Source organism: Nocardia vulneris (genome assembly GCF_001613425.1).
Taxonomy (GTDB): Bacteria; Actinomycetota; Actinomycetes; order Mycobacteriales; family Mycobacteriaceae; genus Nocardia; species Nocardia vulneris.
On record NZ_BDCI01000004.1, the window covers coordinates 68,372 to 85,497 of the forward strand.

The window sequence follows — 17,126 nt, forward strand, 5'->3', positions numbered from 1 at the left end:
TAGCGGGGTTACACCGACGAACTCGAGCCGCCGCGCATGATGCCCTCGACCACTCGCATCAGCAGCGGGGATCGACTTCCCCAGCCACGCTCGATCTCGAGGTAACCGCGCTTATCGGCTGCGACGTCATCCCAGCTGCATTCGCCGCGAAGGAAACGGGCGGTAATCGCGTCAGGCTTGCCGCTCATGGGTTCGATCCTCCCGTCTTGGCCACGGCAGCTAGCACTGCCGCAACGATCGCTGGCCGCGCCTGCGCGAGCGAAGCTCCGGGCCACTTCCGCTCCAGATCATCGAGTGCGCGGACAGCAGCAGCGGGAACCTCACGGCCATCTGCGAGAGTCAGCATTTCCTGATTGCCGGTGCTCATGGGTTCGATCCTCCCGCGTCGATGACCGCGACAACAGCTTCAGCGATCTTGCCCCATCGGGGTTCGCCATCAACACGACCCCATTCCCGATCCCAGTAGCCGTTGCCGTCGATCTCGCCGGTCTCGTGCTGGCGGTCGAGTTCATCGAAGATCGCGGTGCAGACCTGGCGGGCTCGTTCGTCGCTCACGCTGTTCCTCTCGATCGTCCGTCGGCAGCCAATACAGTCGCAACATGCTGCGCCCACTGCTTCGGCTCGTCATCGAACCGGTAGCCGCACGCACACTCACGCCATTCGCGCCCCGTGTCCACATCGAGCATGTCGTACGGGTAGTGGCCTTCCAGTAACTCGGCCAACGCTTCGATGCGGAATCGCCATGTACGTATCCGCTCCGCGCCGCTCTTGATGAGCATCTGGAGGATCGGGACGCCAGCCTCTATGTACCGCTGGATAACTGCTCCGAAGCGGCTCATGGCTTCTCCGTCTCGTCGGCTCGCCATTCGGACTCGTGACGCTCGTACAAGCGCTCGACCGGCCAGCCGGTGCGCTGCGACTCCCGGTGTACCTCGTCGGGGTCGCTGGTCTCCATCCAAAGCTCGCCGTCCGGTTGGAGGATGCGGTACCAGCGGCCGGGCTGGAAGCCGTCGTCGCTCACGGTGCTCCTCTTCCGGCTGATTCGAAGGCGGGCTGATACGCCCGCGCATAGTCGCCCCATCGCTCCTCGTACTCGAAGGTAGGGCGAATCACCTCCGTGGCGAAGCGTTCGCCGCAGGCGATCAGCACCACCCGGTCGGGGTGCCTCCACTGGACCGAATCCATCAGCGCTTGCAATTCGCGTAGATGGCGCCCGTGTAGTTGCGGGTGCCACCCGCCTCGCTGGTGTCGATTTTTTGGAGGGTGTCGTGGAACCGTTCGATGCCAGCGATCTTCTCCAGGAACGGTTCCAGGCCCTTATCGCCTGAATAGTCGATACACAACGTCAAGGCGGTGACGTGGCTCATGCGGGTGTCCCTCCCTCGGTGTCGGTGGGCTGGGGTAGTCCCCTCGCCTCGGCAGTCAACATCAGCAGCTGCTTCACCGTGGGCGAGGTGTCGCGCGTAATCGTCGCCTCGACGCTCCATCGGCATTCGTCGCAGCCGCCGATCATGCGCATGTCGTTGCGGCCGCGCATCACATCCACGACGAGAACCGTGTCGAGGGTGCAGCCCGCGTCCTTCGTCTGCCAATCCAGGTCTCCACCGCATCCAGGGCAGGACATGGCCCGGCACAGCACGTTGTCGAACATGCCCATCAGGTCGCCTCCGTCTCGTCGGCGGGCTCGGATGGATTGGCCAGTGGCGGCACACTTGCTCGCTGCCGCACCTCATTCAGCTCCTCTACAAGCCATACGAACAGGTCGCTGGTTGCACGTCCGGCTAGATAGTTGGCCGTTTGCAAGTCGACCTCACCGCCCTCGTATACGACCTTCATGATCGCGCTGACGAGCTTGTTCGGATCGACGCCGCCGACCGCGCGGCGCGGGAAACTGTTCAGACCCGGCGGCGGGCTCACTGCGGCCCCTTCGGCGGGCTCGGTGTAGATACCGGCCAGGATCGCCAGGGCAATTTCGATGCCGTCGACAGTGGCCTCAGCGAAGGCGTTATCGCGCGCCGCCCCTTCAGCGGCCAGCCGATCACGCTCGGCGATCACCTTCCGTATCGCCTCTACGTGACGGAGGACGCGATCAGGGTCATGGCGGGCAATATGTACACCGTCTCGTGGATCGTGCGTTTCCGCGTGCAGTCCGCCGTACTCGCCGGTGTCTGAGACCCGGCCTTCTGCGTACACCCATTCGCGTTCGGCCGATGTGCCGCTGGTGGCCGTCGCGATTCGTTCGTCCTTTTCGAGTCCGGCCAACAGCCGGGCGAGGACATCCTCGATGGTCACGATTTGGATCCTTCCACTGCCGCTCCGGTGGGTCCGTTGAATTCGGTCACCGCCGTACCGCCAGGCTGATCGCGCGGACCAGGGTCGCCCAGTCCCCACCCGATCCCGCAACGACCGGCGCTCGGGCTTGTCGGGTTCGATCGGCGGGGCCGCGACGACCGGCCGCGCCGCGGCGGAACGCTCGGCGCGCTTCTTCTCCAGCAGCTCCTCGTGGTCGACGAAGGCCTGCCAGAACGGCGGCCTGGTAGCGGTCATGTGTCCTCCTCGGCGACTGGCTGGCCGTATCCGGCTCGGCGCAGTAGGTGCAGGAACTCCCACATCGGCATCACGGCCAGTTGTTCGCCGGCCTCGCCGACGCCGCGGCGTTTCACCGCCAGGAATCCCACCTCCGCCCGGGCGGTCTTGACCTGCTGGCGGAGATCGTGGATCCACTGTGTCCAGTTCGTGGCACCCCAGTTCTTAGCTTGGGCGATCACGCCGGGTGCGACACCGACGACGGGGTCGAGGTGGATGTCCCCGCCGTCGCGCTGATAGCCGGCTCGGGTGGTTTCGGCGTGCGGGAACCCTGTGAGGCGGTAGTAGTCACGCTGGGAGCGCTCGAACTCAGATCCCTTGCGTTTGTTGCTATTCGCCATCGGTCGCCTCGATTCGTCCAGTGTCGTAGAACGCCTTCAGCACTGCCGCGTCGAATACGTCGTAGCCACGGTCAACGTCGTCTTGCGGCCAGCGGCCGATGCGACACAGATAGAGTCCGCCATCTGCTTCGATGGTGGCGAAGAACGAGAGCCGTCCGCGCTCCCATTCCAGGGCGATGCCGCCATCGTGGTCGGCTAACGGCTCAAGGTCGGCCGGAATGGCGCCGTTGAACTCGGCCGCCAGGCTGGCGTACGCGGCGAACACGCGCGGCGGGATCGCCTTGCTAGCAGGCCCGTCCCAGCCATCCTGTAGTTGTTCGAGGTCAGACAGTTTTGCCATCGGTCACCTCCTGCCATGCCGTGAGGTACCGCTCCAGCTCGGCTGGGCGTCCGCGAATGAACCCGGTGACGCGCTGGCTGTGGTCCGGGAGCAGTCCCGCCTGTTCGATTGCGTCGGTCAGGATGACAGCGAGGGCCTTGTGCCGCGGGGACAGCGGCGCCAGTCCACTGGGCAGGGTGACGGTTCCTGTCGCGGCGTCGACCGTCAGGTCGCCGTACAGTGCCAGCCCGGTAGCCAGGGTCTCGATGTGGACAGCCCGGATCCGTTCGGCAGGAGCCATGGCGGCGGTCGAGTTGCTGTCGGTAGGTTCAGGCATGATGATCGGCCCCTATCCGTACGAGCAGTTCAGATGCCAGCCGGGACCACCCTCAGGCACCTTCAGCTCAAGTAGTTCGACGAACCGATTAAGTTGATCAACCCATTCCGGATCAGCGACAAGCGGCTTTAACTGCGTGGAACCGTAGGTCGTTTGAACCGATGCCTTCACGCGTACGCAATTCAGCTCGTATTCGTAACCGAAGCTATCGATCTCGATCGTGAGGTCGGCCAGCAACTCCCGTCGGCGCTCGCGGCTCGCCTCATATTCCTGGTACGCAGCTGAGGACTTCTCGTAGTCTGCCTCGATCCGCTGCCGTTCGTCGTCCGGCAGGGCGTAGTCAGTCTCCGGGTAGTCTGCCGGAAATGGGACGCTCACCCAGCCGAGGCGAGCCGCGTACGCGTCTTCCCAGTCGAATTCGCCGTCTTCGTCTTGTTCGAGCCACCAGTCCGGCTCGTATTCGTCGCCGAGGTCGTATCCGAAATACACGTCAGCGCTGAGCGATCTACCCATGTCATTCCCTCCTGGATTGATGTGCCGCTTCGGCGGCGGCGATGCGTTCTTGGTGTGGTCCGCCGAGGCGGATGATCGGCGAGTACACGCCAAGGGTGCAGCGACGCCCAGGCGGTGCCTCGCACTGCGGGCACAGCACCGACAGCGGGTCAGGGCGGTAGTCGTCGAGGCGGTAGACAGTGGCGGTCATCGCGGCATCCCTTTCCAGCTGCGTTCGTAGTCTTCTTGCATGAACCACAGTGGGCAGCCGGGCATCTCGGAATCCCCTGGACGAACTTGGATGCCATCCGTCTTGGTAATGACGATGCCGTCCGGCGTGAGATTCCAATAGGCGGCGAACGGTCGCGGCCCTATGGAGGGGTCGACCAGGTAGGCGAGGTGTCGGATTTTCTTCGCGGTGCCCGTCCTCGCGACCTCAAGCTTCTCGGCTAGGCGGTGCAGGCTCCACATGATCTTCGCCGTCACGGCTGTGCCTCCCGGACCTCGGCCAAAACACGGGCCAGGGTGTCGATCACGTCCACCAGGCCGCCATCAGCCTGCGAGACGACGCCGCGGACCCAGTCGCTATTGACGACCTTCGGCGGCTCGCCCGCCTCGTAGCTGAACAGGGTGGCGGCGCGTAGCTCGGCGACTTCGTCTGGCGTCGGGTACCCGAGTGGGGGACGCTGCGCGGCCTCCAGCTCGGCGACGCGGCACTCCATGGCGAGCACCGCTGCGGCCGCCTTGGCTCTATCGGATTCGACCTGCGCCTCCATCTCGGCGAGCCGCTCGAGGATCAGCGGGAACAGGTTCCGCATCCGGGCGATCAGCCGTGCGTCCTCGTCGCGGAGGACCATGTCCACGACCGCCGCGCCGGGTTCGGCTTGCGACGCTGGAACGTCCGCCGTTTGGATACACCGGCCACCGATCATGTCGTTCAGGCACGAGTACCACAGGCCTGGTGTGAGGGCGGCGTCGATCGCTTTCCCCTCGGCGATCAGGTCACGGTCAGTGGGCATCGGACACCTCCGAGATGATGAACTCCCTGATATGGGTCCTCATCCGGAAAGACCCCGTCGCTACCTCTCTGCCATCCCGCTCGTCGTCCCATTCAAGGCTGCCGCCGCATTCGTGGTCGGCAGCCCCCTTCGCTTCGTCTATCGAGTCATAGACGCCGATCCTCCAGCTGCCGGGGTCGATAAAGTATTCGCGAAGTTCGAATCTGACCGGTTCAGCGGTCGCCCGCTCGTCACTCATCGCGGCTCTCCGTCCCCGGCGACCAGCTCGCTCAGTGAGGCCGAGATCTGGTCCAGCCGCTTCATGTCGCAGTCTGGACACCAATGCGGTCCCCACTTCGTCCCGGCAGGTTGGCCGCAGTCAACGCATGGCTGTCCTGATGGCACTTGGCACACATGACCCTGCGTCCCTTGACAATTCGGGTGGCTCATTCGGCACCGTCCTCGAGGAGCGGGGCCGGGCTGATCGGCACGCCTTTGCAGGTGTCGCAGTCCGGCTGACGTCCTTCGGGATACCCGCAGTCCGAACAGCGGACAGGTGCGGGCTCGGCCGGGTGTGGTGTCCACGGGCTACTCCACGTCTCCCGTGACACCACCGGCCGTCCACTCCAGATCCGCTCCGATCGGTAGCGGGCGACGTCCTCGCTTCTGCACACCTCGACGAGAGTCGTGTCGGTCCAGTGGGTTTGGACGCCGTACTCGGTGACGATGTCGGAGCGGGGGATCACCAGATGCTCGGCTTCGACGGCTTCGGCGACATGCCACGCCCACGAGGAGATTGAGATGTAGGTCTCCCCGCACGCGCATTCGAGGCGGTCCTCATCGACGTCTGGGGTCTCGGTCGTGTGTGCGGCGAGAACCGCCATCAATGTGTTCGACGGGTCGCTCATTCGGTGTCCGCCTTCTCGGCTGGGATGGCGAGGACCTCGGCAGGCCAGGCCAGGTACTCGATGTCCCGAACTCCCTGCATGTTCGTGAGGCACGCACCCCTGAGGCCACTCTCATGAGTGGCGAGGAATCCCGCCCAGCCCATTCGGTCGCGGAACACCGTGCCGTCCGGGAACGCCAGCAGTTCTTCGAGATTCCCCGCCTTGAGGGCGGGGCGCCGGTAGGCGACGAGAGCATCGAGGAGTTCGGTGTCGGCGAGCAGGCGCTCGGCGATCGGCACGTAGTGGTCGGCGAGCCGGAACCCATGGGAGGTCCGCCGGTCACCTTCCCGCTTCAGCGCGGCGGCGAGCCGATCCACGATCCCCGCATTGCCGCCTGCTGCGTCCACTGACGAACGATCGGGCATGGTCTCGAGTCCTTGGGTGGGGCGGTGACATTCGCAGCGGCAGGGACGCGCACAGGTCTTGCATGTCTTGCGGCAGTCGTCGTGGTTCTCGTGCCAGCAGTACGTCGACAGGTAGTCGTGCACGCCACGGTTCGTCGTCTGTGTCATGCCGCACCGTCCTCGACGAGCCGGTACCCGGTAGAGGTCGGATGCAGACGGTCGAGTTTGATCCGGACCGTCCGCCACCGCTTCGCGCGCTCGCCGCCAGGCTCGGTCTCCACCGAGCAGACCGCGCGGGGCTCAACGTCGTCCGTGAACGACAAGACGCGCAACGTGCGGCCCGCGCTACGCGGATCGTTGTCCGCCCAGGTTTGCCCGACACGGATCTCCGTGCCGTACTTGTTGACCGGCGCGTTCATGCCACACGCTCCGGGGTGATCGCCGCCAGGTACTCCGCGAACAACTCGTGCACCCGATCCCGCACCTGCCGCAACTCCTCCACCGACCACTCCCGCGCACCAGGCGGGCCGTTGAGGATCAGCTCCACCTCGACGTGCGAGACGCCGCGGTCGAGTTTCTCGCGCACCACCTTCAGGGCGGCGGTGTCGGTTTCGTTCCGCGACAGCGTCATTCGCCCGCCTCCGCATCACGCAGCGCCTGCATGTCGGCGATGAACCGGATCGCCATCGCCGCCACCTGCTGCGCCTCGGCCATCGCCTCCGCCCACCGGTCGGCCTTGATGTCGTCCCACATCTCGTCGACCTCCTCCCGGAGGATCGCCCAACCCTCGTGCATGGAGTTCATCGGCGGGAACTTTGTGATCGCGCGATTGAGTTCGCCGAGGACATCACCGGCGATGCCGTGGTGTGCCACCGACAGCCGGGTGAATTCGCTCTCGGGCGCGGACTCGGTGATGCCGTGCATCAGACGGGCGCCCATTCCTGGTGTGCTCATTGCTGGTTCTCTCTTTCGTCAGCGTCGATTGCTGCTTGCGCACGGGCGGAAGGGGTCCGCTCGGCGAAGTCGTTGTCGTGCACCGTCCCCGCGATCAGGTGCGGTTTGTGCTCCAGGCACGGGATCGCCAGCCACGGCGACAGCGCGGGTCGCGGCATGTCGGGCTTTCGGGCTCCCCATAGCGGTCAGGCATCGCCGATCACCTCGTTCAACGGGCGAGCGAAGCCCGGCATCTCCACCGCGCGCCGCACCTTCGGCAACTGCTGGCGCTCCTGTAGGCGGCGCCGGAACTCCGTGGCCTGCTGCTCGGTCAGCTGGAGTTGCGGCTCGCGGCCCAACGCCACCCGGCGAGCGAACCGATGCGCCTCCGGAGGTGAGATCCCCATGTCCTGCAGGACGTAGTTCGCTTCCTCCATCAGCTCGCGTTGCTCGTCGGTCAGTGCCTTGAGCTGCTCGAAGTAGGCGGCGCGGGCATGGCGCACGATCGAGGCCGGCAACGGCCGGAACCCTTCCTCGGCCATCCGGTAGGCGCGGGCCACGCCAGACAGGAGGTCTTCGCGGGAAAGCCCTGATTCGCCGAACACCTCCGCCCAGGCCAGGACGGTTGATTCGCCACCGTGCGGAAACCACGGGTCGTTCGCGGCGCACTTGGCCAGGACGAGCGCCGCGGTCGCCCGATCGTCGTCGCTGATCATGAGATGAGTTCCTTCTGCTGGTCTGGGCGGTCTTTGCCGAGGTCGAGCCACCCTTGGACCTTCTGGTCGGCGCGGGATGGACCGGGTTGCGACTCGGCTGGGCGGGCGCGAGCGTGGACGTTTTCGCCGGCGCGGCGGATCCAGTTGCGCCATGTGGCAGTCCAATCCGCCTTGCATCCCCTGCTGCCGGGTTGGGACTTCCAGTGGTCGACGAACTTCGCGTGCTCGGCACGGAGATCGACGCTCGGGCATTCCTCACGCATCTGCCGGATCACCTCGGTGTCCGGTTCCCAACCGTCGGGGAGTCGATGCCCTCGGGCAGCGGCGGCGCGCGTTCGCGCCTCTCCCTTATTGCTCCCTTTAGGGAGCGGTCGGGTCGGGTCGGGTCGGGTCGGGTCGGGGGTCTCGGACTCCGGTTGTGACACCGGCGGGACGGACGGGGTTGTCCCCGTGGGACATGCCCCGGACGCGGTGTCGTCTGCCTGCGCAGACTTACCGGACGCTGACGCCTTTCGGGATTCGCGCCACTTTCGTTTGCGCTCGGCTTCTTTCGCTCTTTCGTCGAGTACCTCGGCGCGAGTCGGCTGGTACTTCCCCCATCCGAGGAATTGCCAACCGCCCTCGACCGTTTCCCACAGCCCCGATTGCACGAGATGTTCGGCCAGTGACGGCGTCCCGCCGAGGTCTTCGAGAACATAGGCGGGCACGAATCCGTCGGTCAGTTCCTTGGCGCACCAGGTCCCAGCGATCGTCCACAGCCCAACGGCTTGGCAGCGGTACCGGCGGGGAATGCGGAGGACGGCCTTTGAAGTAGCGAATCCGTCGTCGACCTTGAACCAAGGCACTAGGCCACCTCCTGGTTGACGACCTCGGCGAGCTGCCGGGCGAGACCGCGGCTTATCAACGCCTCCATGAACGCTCGGCTGATGCCGTCGACGTTGCCGTTCGAGAAGCCCGTGCCGGGTAGCAGGATGCAGGTGCGGGTCATGGTGCGGCTCCTTCAGTCGAGGCGTCCGGTTCGGCGTGCAGGACGGCGCGCAACCTCGCTCCAATCCATGCACCGACGGCGGGGCTCACAGCGTTGCCGAACCCATCGCACTGATCGCGGGCGCTGCCCCACACCACGAACTCGCCCGGCCGATCAGGGAAGGTGGTGTCGAATCCGCAGCCGCGGCCCACCTCGTGCGGGGCGAGCATCCGGAAGTGGCAGTCCTCCACCGCCAGCTCCGCGAGCGCGGCCGCCCACTCGGCGGTGAGCAGTCCTGGGATCTGATCTGATGTCACGGTCGGCATCGGCTCACTGCTGATCGTCGGGGTTGTGTTGCGCCGGAACGGTACGACCCCGGCCATCAAGCTCAGGGTCTCGGACCCGACGGCGGTCGGCAGCGGGTCGCCGAGGCTGCGCGGACTGCCCTGATAGTTGTTGACCGCGGCGAACAGCATCGCCAGCTCATGGGTCGAGGTGACCGTGTCCATCGGCTGCGAGAAATGTTTGCCGTCGCCGTTGTGCCGGTGCGCGGCGAACACCGCCCCGGTCGACAGGATCGCGGTCTCCTGCTGGCTGGTCTGCGTGGCCAAAGGCTGCCACGGATGGCGTTCGCTGCCGTGCATGCTCTTGGCGGGCATGAGGATCGCGGGGAACTCGGCGAACCGTTGACGGCACCGTTCGATCCGCGCCATCGTTGCCGGCTTGAGCGGCTTCGTCCGGTCCCCGATCCGGGCGCCCAGCGTGCTCAAGTCCAACGCGGTCAGCGACGGGCTCATCGGCGGCACGACCTCTCTGCGGCACCGCGGGCACCGGTAGTCGTACTGGCGTCCGTAACTCACCGACCCGCTCGCGGGTACGCCGGTACGCCACGACCACACCGCCTGGACGGCTTGGTCGCAGTGCGCGCACCATGACAACGGCCGATGCTCGAGATCCGGTTCAGGCAGCCGTCGGTCCCACAGGGCGAGGTAGTACCGGTTGCGGGACTGGGGCACGCCGAAGAACATCGAGTTCAGGTACAGCACCTTGTGCCGGTAGCCCTCGTTCTCGAACTGCTTGAGCCAATACCGATACGTCGAACCGTCGCCGACCTTCGGCCGTCCGGGAAGCCCCGGCCCCCATGAGGTCAGCTCGGTGGTGCATTCGACCAGGATCAACCGAGGGTGGTGGCGTGCTGCGTAGTGCAGCACGCAATTGGCGGTGGCGCGGTCTCGTTCCGAGCGAGTGACCCGCTCGTCGAAGTCCGGGTCGTCCAGATCGAACAGCGACAGCCCTTGCTCGTACGCCTTCTTCGTGTTGGCCTGCGAATGATTCACACACGACACACCAGCGACGAGCAGGTCGGCCGCGGGCAGGTCGCGCGCCGAGTGGTAGTCCGAGGATTCAGGGTCGACGAGGTCGGCGATCCAATGCTCGGCGTCGGGATGGTTGGCCTCGTGGACCTCGACCTTGTAGGCGTTGTGGTTCGCGGCCATGATCGTGGTGAACCCGGCCATCTCGATGCCGCGGGTGAGGCCACCGAACCCGGAGAACAGGTCTACTGCGACGAGGTCATCGTGGCGGAACCGGCGCCGCCGCGTGGCCGGCCTGTGCGTCGCGGTCCGGCTCGCCGTCGGCGCACTCATTCGACACCGCCGATTGGTCGGATACCGCCGGCGTCGTCGAGCAGCACGAACTCCCCGCGGTACAGCACAGGAATATCGGCGGCACGTTTGCGGCCCAGCCGGGATACCAGCCAGCCGTTCATGTACGCGAGGGTGCGGTTCAGCTCGATCCGCAAGTGGCAGGCGTCGGCTACGACGAGTCCGTTCGCCGGCTGGTTCACCCACTCCTCGCGGGTGCCGCCGATTTGCCTCGGACCGCGGTGGTGACAGGTTGATGCGGGACCGCAATCGTCGATCTCGCAGCGTCCGCCCGAGCGGCCGAACATGATGCCCTTCGCAGCCTTCGAGAATCCGTCAGGGTTCGGTTTCGTCTTGCGTGGCTGCCGTTTCGGCCACGACTGCCGAACCACGTCACGGACGCGCGGATTAACGCTCACGACGCCCCCTCAGCCAACACGGCATACACGTAGGTCTCGACCGCGAGTTGCTGATCCGAGGTGAATGCGAGGCCGACATCGATAGCCGCGATCATGTTCGCCATCCGCTGCTCGTCGGCGAGGTAGAGCAGGGCGTGTACGTTCGCCGCGGCGAAGTCGCGCTGATTCATAGCGGTCTGGGCCGCTTCTCTGTGATCGCTCATGCGCCATCGCCGCCGTAGCCGGACAGGCGCATCGCCTCGATCGCCAGCTTGGCGCGGGTCTGCAACGACGACCGCTCCGAACGACGCTCCTCGACCATGTCCGCGCCGTACTTCACCTCGATCTCAGCCAGCTCCGCCTGGTACTGGACCTCATTGGTTTGGTCGTCGACCCACTCCGACCGCGCCTTGTCTGAGCTGCGTGGCGCCGCGGCGCGCGCGGCGGCCTTGGCTTGCCGCAGCGCCTTCTTCGCGTCGGCCTGCTGCACGCGCAGCCGCTTCAGCTCCAGCGCCGCCCGACCGCCCGTGGACTCCAACCGGCGCAGGTTGCGGGCGATGTCGACCAGGTTGAACGCTTCGTCGAGTTCGTCGCTCACGGCTGCACCTCGCCCGACACCTCGCGGTAGTGCGTCGTCAGCGCTTTGATCGCGGCAACGTCCCTGGACCGGCCGATCTCGCCGTGCCCGTCGGCGGCGAACCGTTCGGCCGCCTCACCCGGAGAGATCCCGATACGGTTGAGCAACTCCAGCAGTTCGGTGCGCGCAGTCACCGCCGGATCCGGTGCGGGTTCGGACCGCTCGTAGGTGTCCTGCTCCGGGTCGCGCTCGTCGGTCGGCAGGCAGAGTGTTTGGATGAGCGCCGTCCGATACGCCACCGAGTGCGCTTTCGCTGTGGCCTTGTCTCCCGAATCGAAGCTTTCGGCGGCCACAGACGCCACCACCTCGTCGCCTTCGGGGCCGAACCAGTGGAATTTGACCTGGAGTCGCACAGAGGACATCTCCGTACGGTTCTTTCCGACGGTGACGATTTCGTAGTCGGCAGTCACCAGCTCGGGCACGACGATAACGCCGTGCTTCCTGAGGATGGGGCCTACCGCGTTAATAACGTCATCGACGCCGCGGAAGTTGTATTTGGCCCCCGGAGCGTCGTTCCAGCCACCTTTGCCAACGGCTCCGACATCGTTCATTACTGCGCTCAGGGCCTGGTAGATAGTGGTCATGCCGTCGCCTTCGATCGAATCCGGTTCTTGTAGGCGGCTTTCTGCCTGCGCAAGCAGGTTCGGCAGTCGCGGCCACCGTTGGTCCTGATATAGGTATTGACGGGCGTGAACTCATGCCCGCGGACGCAGTGCGTCTTCGATCCGTTGTGGTGCGTGCCGTGCTGCACGGCGTCTCGGTTGTTGTCGGACCGAGTCCCCCAATACAGATTTGCCACGCGATTGTTGCTGGGGTCGCCATCTCGATGGCACGCCTCCATGCCGACGTCGGGTGGGCCAACGAACACCTCCAGAACCAGGCGGTGCACGGCACGGTGGGTGCGCCTCCGTCCGCGGTAGAGATGAAACTGAACGTGCCCCGATTTCTGAGTCGATCCGCGTAATGGTCTGCCCTGCAACGTCTTCGCACGGTTTCCGTGCGCAACAACCCGGTCGATTGAGCGCACATGGCCGCAATCGCTGACCTGGTACAGCCCTTCGAAACCAGGGACATCGCGCCATTGTTCTGTCACGAAAGCAGCTCCTCAGCGAAGTAGCGCGCCCGAGCGGTCAGGCGCATTGAATGGATGTGGTCGCCGTAGCCGGGCCAGTAGTCCTCGGCGACGCAGGCGGCGTAGATGTCGATGGCGAGCCGGTTGAGTCGCCGGCCGAGCGCGACATCGTCATCGCTGAACTCGTGCACCGAGATCAGGTATGGCGGGGTCTTCTCCTGGACGACGAAGATGAAGCGGTCGATCTCGATTCCGCAGGCGGCGAACACATCCCGGTACCAGGGGTCCTGGCAGTGATATCCGATCCCCGACGCGGACACTCTGAACAGCGAGGGATCGGCGTTCTTGCTGGTTTTGTAGTCGACGATGGTCGGCTGGCCGCGGAAGGCGGTGCGCCAGTCCGCGCGGGCACGCAGCCTGGTCCACGTCGCGGGGTCCAGGCAGTAGGCGGAGGTCTCGGCCACGCCGTCGGCGAGCAGTTCGGCGGCGAGCGGGTGGTCGGCTATCGCGGCTGCCATCGCTTTGATCTCGGAGACCTTCGCGCTCAGCAGCGGCACCTTGCCCGCGTCGTAGGCGGCTTGGCGCTCCTCCCGAGCGGCTTTGGTTTGCCACGATTCCGCGGCCACTTCCACGATGTCGAGGCCGACGCCGAGCACCAGCGAGTGCGCGGCGTGGCCCTCGTCGAAGTGGGCCGCGGTGACCTTGCCGTGGTCTCGTTCGTGTTTGAACGCCGCCGGGCATCCGGGCGGCAGGATTTTGCGGGCACCCGAGGACGACAGGCTGCTCGTGTCGCCGTGATACTCCGTGTCGGTGACGTCGTCGTATACACCCGGCTCCCGGATGCGCAGCTCCCGGTCGTCGACCTCGCCGCCGCCACAATGCGAGCACCCCGCGCCGCGGCAGATCGGGCAGTCGTGCACAGCAGGCGCGTCAGTCATGAACCCTCCGTGATGAATTCGCCGATCTCATCCAGGTCGGTGCCGGTGAATTTCGCGACGTAGCCGTACTCGACGACGTCACCGCGGCGGTCCAGCCCATGCACCGCAAACCGGATCCCGCCGTCGGGATCACGCTCGATGTCCAGCCGGGACAGGCCGTTGGTCCAGGTACGGATACTCACGCCGCCTCCCGGGGATGCCGCCGGGCCCAAGCGGCTTTCGTGCCCGGCTCATCGATGGAGTCTTCGTCCCACTCGAACGGCAGCGGCCACATCCGCTCCAGCCCATACGCGGCGGCGTCATCCGACGGCCCCTGCTCGAACTGCAACCTGTTGAACAGGGCGACCACCTCGTGGTGGCGGTAGGCACGGATCCGGATGCTGCGATGGATGAGCCGGTCCATACCGGCGCGCCTCATCCCGAGGTCGTAGGCCATCGTGGCCATGGGCCATCCGGCCGATACCAGCGCCCGCAGCCTGCGCGTGGACCCTAGCGCCGGAACAACCTCATGCCCTTGAGCGGACGCCACGAGTGCCGCCACGGTCTGCGGTACCGGCACCGCTGCAATGCGCTGCGCAGTGAGCCGGCCGATCTGCGGGGGACGCTCCCGGAGCAGTCTGCTGAACGTCGCCGCTGGCACCGCCGACAGCCGTCGGATCTGCAGGTGCCCCATCGCGGCGTCGGTCAGCGCGTCGATGTGCGCGAAGGTATCCGCCGCCGGTACCAGTTCGGATTCCCAGCGCCCGTAGGCGAGTTCCTTGTTGCGCAGCGCCGAGTAGCACGTGCCGCACAGCCCCCTCTTCAGGTCGGTTACGACGGGGCACCGCGTACACCGGCTCATCACGCCACCCCCTCAGCGGCACGCTGCGGGACAGCCACGGCCATAATGCGTTTCGCCGCGACAGCCGAGATGAACTGCTGCAGCTTGCCGTACTTCGGTGTGACCAACCGCCACAGCAGCTGCGGTGACACCGACGCCGCTTCCGCAACCACCGGTCGTGGCATGCCCGCGGCCTCCAGTTCGGCCAGGTGCGCACGCACAGGGTCGGCGTCAGCCAAGCCCCGGCAGGCCGGGCACAGCTGCCGCATGTACCGGCCAGGCCGGAACCGCCCGCCGCACTTGGCGCAAATCCCCGGCGCGGACGGGGCCGCCCTGCCCAGGCTCTTCTTCAGCAGGATCCGGTCGACCGGATCGGACAAGTCGAATCCTGCGCGTATCCCGAACTGCTCACCGGAGTCGTCGGCGACCTCGCCGCATTCCCGCCGCACTGGGCAGTCGCTGCAGGTCTCCTTCGCCAGCGCAGCGTAAGAGGAGTCGAACCATATGTCGGCGTCATCGCCCGCGCATTTGGCGCGTTGCCGCCAATGCCCGCTGACCCCGGTTCGGTATGAGATCCGGTCGACTTTCACCCCGGTCATGCGGTCACTCCTACGCAGTGGTCGCAGCGGATCCGGCAGCCCAGAGCATCGAGCGCGGCGACGGTGGCGTCGACTTCGCGTTCGCACCCGCCGCAGCGCGCGAGGACCGGCGCCGCGGCACGGCGCGCGCTGTTGTCGGCGACGATGTCGGACTCCGAGCATCGCGCGCAGCGCTCCACGGGACTGGGCGCCGACTTGGACTGGTACGAGTGGCCGAGCGCGACGCGCCGGATCGTGTCGACCCGCCGCCCGTACTGTTTGGCCAGCGCCTCCACTGACGCCCCGGCGCCGTACCGGGTGCGGATATTGGCCACCTGACGAGGAGTCAGGCGCGGCAAGTACTGCTTGCCCCTATTGCTGCTCAAAGTCCCACCTGCCGATCAACCCACTGGTCGTGCCCGCGGTCGGCGGCGCCGTCGTCTGGATCGACCGGTTCTTCGGTGGCGGTGAGGGTCTCGAGTAGCCACTCCGCCAGATACGACGTCGGGGCACCCATCCACGGGGCGGGCGCCGCGCCCGTGCACCGCCCGGTGGTCAGGTCCCAGAACGCCCGGAACTGCCGATCGCCGCGGGTGAATTCGGTGCGGAAGCCTTCTCGGTTGATCACCCAACCGTGTTCCAGCGCAGCCTGTTCCACGACAACGCGCTCGGTCAGGTCAGTCGCAGTCATAGATTCCCTGCTTCCGGTAGGGCCAGGTTTTCTCCGGGTCTCGGCGGTTGCAGTCCAGGCAGCAGCAGAAGCCTTTGCCGGTGTGCATGTGCGCCGGATGGCGGGTGGTGCGTTCGAAGAACTCGAACCATCGCTCCCTCACGGCTCCGTCCTCCCGTCGTGTTCGTGCTCCCAATCGGCCTCGGCTGGAGCGAAATGCCAGTCGTCCCAGTCATGCCCGTCGGCGACGAGCGGGGCCTCGCGGTGGTGGAACGCGGCCGCGAACGCGTCGGCCAGATGCTGGGCGATATGCGGGTGAGGCAGATGCGCGCGCGGGAACAGATGCCGTGTCATGACGGCACCTCGGCGAACTCCCACTCGATGTACTCGTTGTTGAAGTGCGTCGTGATCGGACCGCTCATCCCGACGAAAATGTCGCTCTCGGCGAGCATCTCCGGCATCGGATCGACCGCGCCTTGTTCGGCGTTGTCGAAGAAGGACTTCATCCAGCACTCGTCCTGCTGGACGTACGGATGCTCGTGGTCCCGATCCCAGGTCTCGCAGTCGCAATCCGGATAGCTGTGACATTCCGCGCCGATCGTGCCGTGGCAGGCGAACTCGATGCGCGGGTTGTCCTCGGTGCCGGTGATGGTGACCGTGTGCAGGAGCGCGGTCATGCCGCAGCCTCCTGATCGCCAACGACGATGCGCTGCAACGCCACAACCGTCTCGTGCTCAGGCGTCCCCGCCGGGAACGCCACCGACATCTGCCGCAAGAACTTCGCCCACCGCCGCTCCGGCGTCAGCAACAACGCCCGCCCGATCTCGAACGCCGTCGACGGGACCGGCAGCGACGCGATGTAGAGGCAGGACCGGAACACGGCCTTCGGGTCGACGGCGCTCATGCCGCCGCTCCCCTACCGCCGAGGAGCAGCCAGATGTCGTACGCGACCTCGAATGTCCTGGACTGCGGCGGGTTGTTGGCCATGACCGCGGTCACCGACTCCATCACCTGATCGCGGGAACCGTCGCCGAGGATCTCCCACACCCAGCGGCCAACGCGATGCTCCATCGACTCGGCCGGGGTGCGCAGCAGGTCGGCGACGAACGCGACCGCTGCCTCCGGAATCGCCGCCTCCGGAATCGCGCTCATGACGGCACCGCCTTCGGGAACAGCTTCGACAGCAGGTAGCCCGCGATCTGACTCTCCCGGCTGCCACGGTCTTCGAGGTACATCTCGACCAGCAGCGTCAGCAGCGCATCGTCGTCGGAGATCGCCTGGACGGCATCAGCCATGTGGTGTTCGATGGAATCGATTGGGGTGCGCAACATTTGCGCGACGTACTGCTCGTACGCGTCAGGATGAACGGCCATCGGGTAAACTCGTTTCT

General features: G+C 66.1%; 43 protein-coding genes. All 43 read right to left on the minus strand.

Annotation, left to right across the window (positions count from 1 at the left end; all coding sequences use genetic code 11):
• Positions 1-8: 8 nt before the first annotated feature.
• On the minus strand, positions 9-188 hold the full coding sequence (locus NVU01S_RS06270; protein ID WP_043673609.1) for a hypothetical protein: 180 nt from the start codon (positions 186-188) through the stop codon (positions 9-11).
• Complete coding sequence (locus NVU01S_RS44555) at positions 185-367, minus strand: hypothetical protein (protein WP_156161665.1); 183 nt, start codon at positions 365-367, stop codon at positions 185-187. The genes NVU01S_RS06270 and NVU01S_RS44555 overlap by 4 nt, the downstream gene beginning before the upstream one ends.
• Positions 364-555: a hypothetical protein gene (locus NVU01S_RS06275; RefSeq protein ID WP_043673610.1), complete on the minus strand. Its 192-nt coding sequence runs from the start codon at positions 553-555 to the stop codon at positions 364-366. Before NVU01S_RS06275 ends, NVU01S_RS44555 begins: the two co-directional genes overlap by 4 nt.
• Positions 552-839, minus strand: coding sequence for a hypothetical protein (locus NVU01S_RS06280; RefSeq protein ID WP_043673613.1), 288 nt, complete (start codon positions 837-839; stop codon positions 552-554). The genes NVU01S_RS06275 and NVU01S_RS06280 overlap by 4 nt, the downstream gene beginning before the upstream one ends.
• A complete protein-coding gene (locus NVU01S_RS06285; protein WP_043673621.1) occupies positions 836-1,021 on the minus strand; it encodes a hypothetical protein in 186 nt (61 codons plus the stop codon). The genes NVU01S_RS06280 and NVU01S_RS06285 overlap by 4 nt, the downstream gene beginning before the upstream one ends.
• 163 nt (positions 1,022-1,184) lie before the next feature.
• Positions 1,185-1,367, minus strand: coding sequence for a hypothetical protein (locus tag NVU01S_RS06290; protein WP_043673624.1), 183 nt, complete (start codon positions 1,365-1,367; stop codon positions 1,185-1,187).
• Positions 1,364-1,657, minus strand: coding sequence for a hypothetical protein (locus NVU01S_RS06295; RefSeq protein ID WP_043673627.1), 294 nt, complete (start codon positions 1,655-1,657; stop codon positions 1,364-1,366). Before NVU01S_RS06295 ends, NVU01S_RS06290 begins: the two co-directional genes overlap by 4 nt.
• Positions 1,657-2,547 (minus strand): DUF6221 family protein, encoded by an 891-nt coding sequence (locus NVU01S_RS06300; protein WP_043673628.1) that lies wholly within the window; start codon positions 2,545-2,547, stop codon positions 1,657-1,659. The genes NVU01S_RS06295 and NVU01S_RS06300 overlap by 1 nt, the downstream gene beginning before the upstream one ends.
• Positions 2,544-2,927 (minus strand): hypothetical protein, encoded by a 384-nt coding sequence (locus tag NVU01S_RS06305; protein ID WP_043673629.1) that lies wholly within the window; start codon positions 2,925-2,927, stop codon positions 2,544-2,546. The genes NVU01S_RS06300 and NVU01S_RS06305 overlap by 4 nt, the downstream gene beginning before the upstream one ends.
• The gene (locus tag NVU01S_RS06310) at positions 2,917-3,267 is read right to left on the minus strand and encodes a hypothetical protein (protein ID WP_156161666.1); all 351 of its coding nucleotides are present in this window, start codon (positions 3,265-3,267) and stop codon (positions 2,917-2,919) included. Before NVU01S_RS06310 ends, NVU01S_RS06305 begins: the two co-directional genes overlap by 11 nt.
• Positions 3,251-3,583 carry a hypothetical protein gene (locus tag NVU01S_RS06315; protein WP_156161667.1) on the minus strand — a complete coding sequence of 111 codons (333 nt, stop codon included), beginning with the start codon at positions 3,581-3,583 and terminating at the stop codon, positions 3,251-3,253. The genes NVU01S_RS06310 and NVU01S_RS06315 overlap by 17 nt, the downstream gene beginning before the upstream one ends.
• Positions 3,584-3,595: 12 nt before the next feature.
• Complete coding sequence (locus tag NVU01S_RS06320) at positions 3,596-4,096, minus strand: hypothetical protein (protein ID WP_156161668.1); 501 nt, start codon at positions 4,094-4,096, stop codon at positions 3,596-3,598.
• Between the two features lies 1 nt (position 4,097).
• Positions 4,098-4,286, minus strand: a complete 189-nt coding sequence (locus NVU01S_RS43225; RefSeq protein WP_156161669.1) for a zinc finger domain-containing protein — start codon at positions 4,284-4,286, stop codon at positions 4,098-4,100.
• Positions 4,283-4,561 carry a hypothetical protein gene (locus tag NVU01S_RS06325; RefSeq protein WP_043673639.1) on the minus strand — a complete coding sequence of 93 codons (279 nt, stop codon included), beginning with the start codon at positions 4,559-4,561 and terminating at the stop codon, positions 4,283-4,285. The genes NVU01S_RS43225 and NVU01S_RS06325 overlap by 4 nt, the downstream gene beginning before the upstream one ends.
• Positions 4,558-5,094: a hypothetical protein gene (locus NVU01S_RS06330; protein WP_043673642.1), complete on the minus strand. Its 537-nt coding sequence runs from the start codon at positions 5,092-5,094 to the stop codon at positions 4,558-4,560. The genes NVU01S_RS06325 and NVU01S_RS06330 overlap by 4 nt, the downstream gene beginning before the upstream one ends.
• Entirely contained in the window at positions 5,084-5,332 is a 249-nt protein-coding gene (locus NVU01S_RS06335) for a hypothetical protein (RefSeq protein WP_043673645.1), read from the minus strand. Before NVU01S_RS06335 ends, NVU01S_RS06330 begins: the two co-directional genes overlap by 11 nt.
• A gap of 187 nt (positions 5,333-5,519) precedes the next feature.
• Positions 5,520-5,981: a hypothetical protein gene (locus tag NVU01S_RS06340; RefSeq protein ID WP_043673649.1), complete on the minus strand. Its 462-nt coding sequence runs from the start codon at positions 5,979-5,981 to the stop codon at positions 5,520-5,522.
• Positions 5,978-6,532 carry a hypothetical protein gene (locus NVU01S_RS06345; RefSeq protein WP_156161670.1) on the minus strand — a complete coding sequence of 185 codons (555 nt, stop codon included), beginning with the start codon at positions 6,530-6,532 and terminating at the stop codon, positions 5,978-5,980. The genes NVU01S_RS06340 and NVU01S_RS06345 overlap by 4 nt, the downstream gene beginning before the upstream one ends.
• Positions 6,529-6,783 (minus strand): DUF6354 family protein, encoded by a 255-nt coding sequence (locus NVU01S_RS06350; protein ID WP_043673655.1) that lies wholly within the window; start codon positions 6,781-6,783, stop codon positions 6,529-6,531. Before NVU01S_RS06350 ends, NVU01S_RS06345 begins: the two co-directional genes overlap by 4 nt.
• Entirely contained in the window at positions 6,780-6,995 is a 216-nt protein-coding gene (locus NVU01S_RS06355) for a hypothetical protein (protein WP_043673658.1), read from the minus strand. Before NVU01S_RS06355 ends, NVU01S_RS06350 begins: the two co-directional genes overlap by 4 nt.
• A complete protein-coding gene (locus tag NVU01S_RS06360; RefSeq protein ID WP_156161671.1) occupies positions 6,992-7,318 on the minus strand; it encodes a hypothetical protein in 327 nt (108 codons plus the stop codon). The genes NVU01S_RS06355 and NVU01S_RS06360 overlap by 4 nt, the downstream gene beginning before the upstream one ends.
• A complete protein-coding gene (locus NVU01S_RS43230) occupies positions 7,315-7,476 on the minus strand; it encodes a hypothetical protein (protein ID WP_156161672.1) in 162 nt (53 codons plus the stop codon). Before NVU01S_RS43230 ends, NVU01S_RS06360 begins: the two co-directional genes overlap by 4 nt.
• Before the next feature lie 27 nt (positions 7,477-7,503).
• Positions 7,504-8,013 carry a hypothetical protein gene (locus NVU01S_RS06365; protein ID WP_043673666.1) on the minus strand — a complete coding sequence of 170 codons (510 nt, stop codon included), beginning with the start codon at positions 8,011-8,013 and terminating at the stop codon, positions 7,504-7,506.
• Positions 8,010-8,858, minus strand: a complete 849-nt coding sequence (locus tag NVU01S_RS43235; protein ID WP_156161673.1) for a hypothetical protein — start codon at positions 8,856-8,858, stop codon at positions 8,010-8,012. The genes NVU01S_RS06365 and NVU01S_RS43235 overlap by 4 nt, the downstream gene beginning before the upstream one ends.
• On the minus strand, positions 8,858-9,001 hold the full coding sequence (locus tag NVU01S_RS43240; protein WP_156161674.1) for a hypothetical protein: 144 nt from the start codon (positions 8,999-9,001) through the stop codon (positions 8,858-8,860). Before NVU01S_RS43240 ends, NVU01S_RS43235 begins: the two co-directional genes overlap by 1 nt.
• Positions 8,998-10,626 carry a DNA cytosine methyltransferase gene (locus NVU01S_RS06375; protein ID WP_043673669.1) on the minus strand — a complete coding sequence of 543 codons (1,629 nt, stop codon included), beginning with the start codon at positions 10,624-10,626 and terminating at the stop codon, positions 8,998-9,000. The genes NVU01S_RS43240 and NVU01S_RS06375 overlap by 4 nt, the downstream gene beginning before the upstream one ends.
• Positions 10,623-10,826, minus strand: coding sequence for a hypothetical protein (locus NVU01S_RS06380; RefSeq protein ID WP_156522220.1), 204 nt, complete (start codon positions 10,824-10,826; stop codon positions 10,623-10,625). The genes NVU01S_RS06375 and NVU01S_RS06380 overlap by 4 nt, the downstream gene beginning before the upstream one ends.
• 212 nt (positions 10,827-11,038) lie before the next feature.
• Positions 11,039-11,245, minus strand: coding sequence for a hypothetical protein (locus tag NVU01S_RS43245; protein ID WP_156161675.1), 207 nt, complete (start codon positions 11,243-11,245; stop codon positions 11,039-11,041).
• Positions 11,242-11,619 carry a hypothetical protein gene (locus tag NVU01S_RS06385; RefSeq protein ID WP_043673672.1) on the minus strand — a complete coding sequence of 126 codons (378 nt, stop codon included), beginning with the start codon at positions 11,617-11,619 and terminating at the stop codon, positions 11,242-11,244. Before NVU01S_RS06385 ends, NVU01S_RS43245 begins: the two co-directional genes overlap by 4 nt.
• Positions 11,616-12,242, minus strand: a complete 627-nt coding sequence (locus NVU01S_RS06390) for an ERF family protein (RefSeq protein WP_063775990.1) — start codon at positions 12,240-12,242, stop codon at positions 11,616-11,618. Before NVU01S_RS06390 ends, NVU01S_RS06385 begins: the two co-directional genes overlap by 4 nt.
• Positions 12,239-12,751 carry an NUMOD4 motif-containing HNH endonuclease gene (locus NVU01S_RS42320; RefSeq protein ID WP_043673673.1) on the minus strand — a complete coding sequence of 171 codons (513 nt, stop codon included), beginning with the start codon at positions 12,749-12,751 and terminating at the stop codon, positions 12,239-12,241. The genes NVU01S_RS06390 and NVU01S_RS42320 overlap by 4 nt, the downstream gene beginning before the upstream one ends.
• Positions 12,748-13,668: a PD-(D/E)XK nuclease-like domain-containing protein gene (locus NVU01S_RS06395; RefSeq protein WP_052280805.1), complete on the minus strand. Its 921-nt coding sequence runs from the start codon at positions 13,666-13,668 to the stop codon at positions 12,748-12,750. The genes NVU01S_RS42320 and NVU01S_RS06395 overlap by 4 nt, the downstream gene beginning before the upstream one ends.
• Positions 13,665-13,850 (minus strand): hypothetical protein, encoded by a 186-nt coding sequence (locus tag NVU01S_RS06400; RefSeq protein ID WP_043673676.1) that lies wholly within the window; start codon positions 13,848-13,850, stop codon positions 13,665-13,667. The genes NVU01S_RS06395 and NVU01S_RS06400 overlap by 4 nt, the downstream gene beginning before the upstream one ends.
• Positions 13,847-14,509, minus strand: a complete 663-nt coding sequence (locus tag NVU01S_RS06405; protein WP_043673679.1) for a hypothetical protein — start codon at positions 14,507-14,509, stop codon at positions 13,847-13,849. The genes NVU01S_RS06400 and NVU01S_RS06405 overlap by 4 nt, the downstream gene beginning before the upstream one ends.
• On the minus strand, positions 14,509-15,087 hold the full coding sequence (locus NVU01S_RS06410) for a WhiB family transcriptional regulator (RefSeq protein ID WP_043673682.1): 579 nt from the start codon (positions 15,085-15,087) through the stop codon (positions 14,509-14,511). The genes NVU01S_RS06405 and NVU01S_RS06410 overlap by 1 nt, the downstream gene beginning before the upstream one ends.
• Complete coding sequence (locus NVU01S_RS43250; protein ID WP_156161676.1) at positions 15,084-15,452, minus strand: helix-turn-helix domain-containing protein; 369 nt, start codon at positions 15,450-15,452, stop codon at positions 15,084-15,086. The genes NVU01S_RS06410 and NVU01S_RS43250 overlap by 4 nt, the downstream gene beginning before the upstream one ends.
• Complete coding sequence (locus NVU01S_RS06420; protein WP_063048072.1) at positions 15,449-15,757, minus strand: hypothetical protein; 309 nt, start codon at positions 15,755-15,757, stop codon at positions 15,449-15,451. Before NVU01S_RS06420 ends, NVU01S_RS43250 begins: the two co-directional genes overlap by 4 nt.
• The gene (locus NVU01S_RS43255; RefSeq protein ID WP_156161677.1) at positions 15,744-15,899 is read right to left on the minus strand and encodes a hypothetical protein; all 156 of its coding nucleotides are present in this window, start codon (positions 15,897-15,899) and stop codon (positions 15,744-15,746) included. The genes NVU01S_RS06420 and NVU01S_RS43255 overlap by 14 nt, the downstream gene beginning before the upstream one ends.
• On the minus strand, positions 15,896-16,090 hold the full coding sequence (locus tag NVU01S_RS06425) for a hypothetical protein (RefSeq protein ID WP_043673686.1): 195 nt from the start codon (positions 16,088-16,090) through the stop codon (positions 15,896-15,898). The genes NVU01S_RS43255 and NVU01S_RS06425 overlap by 4 nt, the downstream gene beginning before the upstream one ends.
• Positions 16,087-16,413, minus strand: coding sequence for a hypothetical protein (locus NVU01S_RS06430; RefSeq protein ID WP_043673688.1), 327 nt, complete (start codon positions 16,411-16,413; stop codon positions 16,087-16,089). The genes NVU01S_RS06425 and NVU01S_RS06430 overlap by 4 nt, the downstream gene beginning before the upstream one ends.
• A complete protein-coding gene (locus NVU01S_RS06435) occupies positions 16,410-16,640 on the minus strand; it encodes a hypothetical protein (RefSeq protein ID WP_043673690.1) in 231 nt (76 codons plus the stop codon). The genes NVU01S_RS06430 and NVU01S_RS06435 overlap by 4 nt, the downstream gene beginning before the upstream one ends.
• A complete protein-coding gene (locus tag NVU01S_RS06440; RefSeq protein WP_043673691.1) occupies positions 16,637-16,888 on the minus strand; it encodes a hypothetical protein in 252 nt (83 codons plus the stop codon). Before NVU01S_RS06440 ends, NVU01S_RS06435 begins: the two co-directional genes overlap by 4 nt.
• Positions 16,885-17,109 carry a hypothetical protein gene (locus NVU01S_RS06445; RefSeq protein ID WP_043673693.1) on the minus strand — a complete coding sequence of 75 codons (225 nt, stop codon included), beginning with the start codon at positions 17,107-17,109 and terminating at the stop codon, positions 16,885-16,887. The genes NVU01S_RS06440 and NVU01S_RS06445 overlap by 4 nt, the downstream gene beginning before the upstream one ends.
• Between the last annotated feature and the right edge of the window lie 17 nt (positions 17,110-17,126).